Source organism: Bacillus sp. JJ1503, assembly GCF_036965125.1.
In the GTDB taxonomy this organism is placed as follows: Bacteria; Bacillota; Bacilli; order Bacillales; family Cytobacillaceae; genus Cytobacillus.
The window spans coordinates 1-4649 of sequence record NZ_JBALOZ010000370.1 but is presented as its reverse complement, the minus strand read 5'-3'; the positions used below and the strand labels follow the sequence as shown (position 1 = coordinate 4649).

Genomic DNA, 4649 nt, shown 5'->3' with positions numbered 1-4649 from the left:
GTTGGAAAATAACATTTATTTCATTTACAATATGGATGTGTATTTACATTACATATTGTTATCATAATATGTGATATTATATTTTTTTGATGGGAGCAGTGAATGATGAATTTTGTTACTTTAAATAATGGGTTAAAAATGCCACAGCTTGGTTTCGGAGTATGGCGTGTGGAAGATGGACAAGCAACTGAATCAGTTGCTAGAGCATTAGAGGTTGGATATAGATCTATTGATACTGCCATGATATATAAGAATGAAAATGGAGTAGGGAAAGCTATTAAAGAATCGGCTATTCCCCGAGAAGAGCTATTTATAACGACAAAGGTTTGGAATAGTGATCAAGGCTTTGATCGTACATTGCAGGCATATGAAGAAAGCTTAGAAAGACTTGGCCTTGATTATGTTGACTTATACTTAATCCACTGGCCAGCACCTGAATTTGATCAATATGTAGATACATATAAAGCGCTAGAAAAACTTTATCAAGACGGACGCGTAAAGGCTATTGGCGTGTGCAATTTTGAATTAGAACATCTTGACCGTATTTTAAAAGAATGTGATGTAAAGCCCGTATTAAATCAAATTGAATGCCATCCGTTCTTTGCTCAAACCGTGTTAAAAGACTTCTGCTCAAAGCATGAAATTTTTGTAGAGGCATGGAGCCCTCTTCATCAAGGCGGTGAAGTGCTGCAAAATGAGACGATAAAAAATATCGCAGCGAAACATGGCAAAACAGCTGCTCAAACCGTTTTGCGCTGGCACTTGCAAAATAACACGATCGCTATTCCTAAATCAGTGACTCCATCGCGAATTGAAGAAAATTTCAATGTGTTTGATTTCGAACTTTCAGCTACTGAAATGGATGCAATTAATAGCTTGAATCGGGATGAGCGTAAAGGACCTAAGCCTAATGAATTTCATGTAAAGTAATATAAAAAAAGACGGCGAACGCCGTCTTTTTTATTTCTTATTAAAGAGTTACACGTGTACCCGTTTTGCCTTCAAGAGCATCTTGAAGCTTGTCCATTGAAGTGATGATTACGTTTTTGCCGCCTTTTTGCAGGAACAGAATTGCAGCTTCGATTTTTGGTCCCATGCTTCCTTTAGGGAAATGACCTTCATCCATATAACGTAGAGCTTCTTCAACTGTCATTTCAAATAAATTTTGTTGCTGTGGAGTTCCGAAATGGATCGCCACTTGCTCAACACCTGTTAAGATAAATAAGTAATCTGCATTAATTTCTGCTGCTAATAGTGCACTTGCAAAATCTTTATCAATTACAGCATTTGTACCTTTTAGCATCCCATTTTCTTCAATAACTGGGATACCGCCGCCGCCAGCTGTAATAACAGTAATTTCTTTATCTAATAAAGCTTGGATTGCATCTTTTTCAACAATTGTTACTGGTTTCGGAGAAGCAACAACACGTCTGTATCCTCTTCCACTGTCTTCGATGTAAGAGATTTTTTCATTTTCAAGAACTTTGTCAAGCTCTTCTTTTGTATAGAATGGTCCAATCGGCTTCGTTGGGTTGCCAAATGCTGGATCTTCTTTAGAAACAACAGCCTGTGTAACGATTGTTGCAACTTGTCTTCCAATGTTACGTTCTACCATTTTATTTCTGAATGCTTGCTGGATTAAATATCCTAAGTTACCTTGAGTTTCCGCATCTAATACATCAAGCGGATAAGCTGGCACTACTGATTCAGCCATTTGGTTTTTAATTAAAGAGTTACCAACTTGTGGTCCGTTACCATGAGTGATAACTACTGTGTTTCCTTGTTCGATTAAACCAAGAACAGGCTCAACACTTTCACTAATATTTTGTTGCTGCTCTTCAAGTGTTCCCTTTTGGCCTTCTTTAATAATGGCATTACCGCCAATGGCTAAAACAATTTTGCTCATTTGACAAAACTCCTTTAATTTCGAATTTCTCTTTCCCATTATGAATGTTTTCAATTTTCCATTGCAAGCTTTTTTTCAAAAAAAAACCTTCAAAAAATTTGGAGAGGATATAGCTAGCAACTAACCCTCTCCAAAATGATTTCATTATTCTGCTTCGATTAATCCAAGCATCACTGCATATGCATCAATAGCTTTTTCAAAGCATGCTAATGGGGCACGAACGGTACCTGCACCGATTTGGCCAACTCCCGCTTCTTTATGAGCAATACCAGTGTTAATAACTGGCTCGATTCCAGTTTCAACAACTTTTCTTGCATCAATGCCAAGGCAAGAGCCTTTGAAATCCCAAGTAGGAATTGAGTAGTTCGGGTTGTGGTCAATACAAATTTCCATCATATCATTACTTGTGTTAACCGCATCGTCCATACCGCCTGCACCAACGAAGCGAGTAACACCAGGAGCAGCGATCATAGCCATACCGCCGACACCGAATGTTTCGGTGATCGCACTGTCACCCATATCAGGGCAAGCCATATCTTGATCATATCCCGTAAAGAATAGACCTTGTGGTGTATTAACTGGTGCTGTAAACCATTGATCACCCATACCAGCAATACGGATTCCGAACTCATGTCCATTACGGCACATTGCTGTTACAACTGTACCATGCTGAATTTGTCTTGCTGTATCCATAACTGCTTTACTTGTTGCCATCGCAATATTTAAGAAGAATTGGTCTGTATCAGCTAAGAATTGAATAACATCTAGTTTATCTTTTTCATCTGCATCTGATTGTAAAATGTATGGAGCGATGTCTTTTAAGAAAATAAGGGAACCAGCAATATTACGTTGATGGAACTCATCACCCATCGTAATTGCTTTTGCAATCGCTACGTTTACGTTTAACCCATCGCCTTTTACTTTAAGTGCTTTTGAAATAACAGGTCCTAGTACATCTCTGAACCATCCAAGACGGTTAATTACTTCCTCAGAATATGCACCGAAACGTAGAACTGCACCAATTCCTTCATTCATTGTACAATATGCTTGATTGCCGCCGTCGCGATTTTCTACAACTAAAACCGGCATACTTCCAGATGTGATACCACCCATTGGACCAACCGCATTTACATGGTGACATGGAATGAATTCGATTTCACCATTTTTAAGCATTTCAAATGCTTCATCAGCATTCTTTGCCCAACCTTCAAATAATGTAGCTCCAACACAAGATCCTTGCATCGGGCTTGTCATATTTTCCCATTTAATAGGTGGTCCTGCATGAAGTAATACTTTCCCATTTAATTCTTGAATAACAGATTTAGCAGGAACTACATCTGTTAAAAAAGGTGCGCCTGATACAATTTTATCAATAACCGCTCGGTTTGCTTCATCAATTGTTTTATATTGTCCGTACATTTTGCTTTCCTCCTGAACATTCATTGGTCGTGTAAACCGGTTTCCCTAAATTTCGAATCTATTTCTTAGATTAGCGAAGTACACTTAAGACTTTACGCATTCTTGGATTTCCGCCAGCAACTGGACGCCAATCAAATTGAACTACTCTTCCGCCGTTTGCAGTAATTGCATCTGTAAATTTCTTTAATCCAACGTTAACTACATTTGGTTTTTCAGTTAATAATTTTTGGATTTCCTCTGAAACCGCAATATTAGCGTTCGCAGCCTCATTAGCAGGAACTACTTCTTTTTGTACTTCTTCAATTTGGATATCAAGCATAGCTAAGGCAGTTAAAACTGATTGGTTATTGCTATCACGTAAGATAACGCCAGCTTGTTCTAGTTTTGCTTTTTGCTCATCGATGTCTTGTGGATCTTGATCAGTACCACAAACAGTTCCAACAAAGTAAATGTTTCTGCCATTTTCTTTAGCAGCGTTTTGAATTTTTTGGATACCAGGGATAAGTGCGCCCGCCATATCTTCATGAGAACCATATCCAAGTACAATATCAAATAAAATAATTGCTGTTGATTCATCTTGTGCTGCTTTTTGGAAGAATTGAATTCTTGTATCAGGATCAATCATTGGATGCGGTTTACCTTGTGTATAAATATCATCACCAAGGTCAATTACTTCAAATCCATTAGCATTTAACAGGTAACCGTCTTCATGATGATCTGTTGTTCCAAGGTTAAGTCCTCTGCTGATAAGTGTAGCTGCTTCGTATCCTAGCGTACCGCCAGAATATAAACCTTTAATTGTTTTTTGTTCAGGCTTTAAGTTCACTGCAGGTACTTCAGCTTGTAGCTCATTGTAATTTGGCTTGATTGCATTACCTTTTGCAAGGTCTACAGCGATAGCTGCTGTTTCTTCAAGTGTGTTTGCATAATAAACATTTCCTTCATGATTATGTGGCTCTTCACCAAGGAAAATTGCAACAACTGGCTTAGAAATGCTTTGAAGTAATTGAACAACTTCATCACGAACTTCTTTTGCAGGTGGTTTTGAAATTAATGTGATTACTTCTGTTTGACTATGCTGTGCTAAAGCCTTAATACCATCTAACATTGTAATCGCACCAATTTTATCGTTGAGGTCACGGCCGCCAGTACCGATTGCATGGCTAACACCGCTGCCTAAACGGTCAATTTCTGTAATAACTTCTTGAATACCTGTTCCAGAAGCCCCGATTACACCAATTTTTCCTGTTTTCACAACGTTTGCGAATGCAAGCGGAACACCAGAAACAACTGCAGTACCACAGTCAGGACCCATAACAAGAAG

At 38.4% G+C, this 4649-nt stretch carries 4 protein-coding genes; 1 reads left to right on the top strand and 3 read right to left on the bottom strand.

Going from position 1 to position 4649, the window contains the following annotated elements; translation table 11 throughout:
- The first annotated feature begins 105 nt into the window (after nt 1-105).
- Nucleotides 106-930: an aldo/keto reductase gene (locus V7149_RS23040; protein ID WP_335347915.1), complete on the top strand. Its 825-nt coding sequence runs from the start codon at nt 106-108 to the stop codon at nt 928-930.
- A 40-nt stretch (nt 931-970) separates the two neighbouring features.
- Here the strand turns inward: V7149_RS23040 and arcC are convergent, their stop codons facing one another.
- From arcC to fdrA, 3 genes are all read right to left on the bottom strand, one after another.
- Nucleotides 971-1906 carry a carbamate kinase gene (arcC, locus tag V7149_RS23035; protein ID WP_335347914.1) on the bottom strand — a complete coding sequence of 312 codons (936 nt, stop codon included), beginning with the start codon at nt 1904-1906 and terminating at the stop codon, nt 971-973.
- A gap of 144 nt (nt 1907-2050) precedes the next feature.
- Nucleotides 2051-3325, bottom strand: a complete 1275-nt coding sequence (locus V7149_RS23030) for a DUF1116 domain-containing protein (RefSeq protein WP_335347913.1) — start codon at nt 3323-3325, stop codon at nt 2051-2053.
- Nucleotides 3326-3395: 70 nt separating this feature from the next.
- Nucleotides 3396-4649: acyl-CoA synthetase FdrA (gene fdrA / locus V7149_RS23025; RefSeq protein WP_335347912.1), on the bottom strand; the 1254-nt coding region annotated here is incomplete at its 5' end.

Excerpts from the sequence above, each read along its gene's own strand:
- V7149_RS23040 (WP_335347915.1), top strand. The coding sequence starts at position 106 with ATGAATTTTGTTACTTTAAATAATGGGTTAAAAATGCCACAGCTTGGT.
- arcC (WP_335347914.1), bottom strand. The coding sequence starts at position 1,906 with ATGAGCAAAATTGTTTTAGCCATTGGCGGTAATGCCATTATTAAAGAA.
- V7149_RS23030 (WP_335347913.1), bottom strand. The coding sequence starts at position 3,325 with ATGTACGGACAATATAAAACAATTGATGAAGCAAACCGAGCGGTTATT.